Raw genomic sequence first — 201 nt, 5'->3', positions numbered from 1 at the left:
GAAATGCTAGATAGGAAAAGGAAAAAATTCCCCGCGCCCGTTCTGCCAGTAGCCCGTGTTGAGCCTCGATTGACTTCAGCGCTGCTTCGCTTTCTATTTGCAGTTCTTCTGCATCCATTGGCACGTTGGTCAAATTCTGAATATAGTCACCAATGTATTGCTCAACGATGCGTTGCTCAAAAAAGTACTGACCCTGCTCAA

At 46.3% G+C, this 201-nt stretch carries 1 pseudogene; it reads right to left on the bottom strand.

The annotated features are described in order from the left end of the window. A pseudogene (locus ABF638_RS38605) lies at window positions 1-201 on the bottom strand (NACHT domain-containing protein); the annotation flags it as partial.

Source organism: Nostoc sp. CALU 1950 (assembly GCF_051172895.1).
Lineage (GTDB): Bacteria > Cyanobacteriota > Cyanobacteriia > Cyanobacteriales > Nostocaceae > Nostoc > Nostoc edaphicum_A.
The sequence above is the reverse complement of the archived record's forward strand: the minus strand, read 5'-3'. Positions and strand labels throughout refer to the sequence as shown.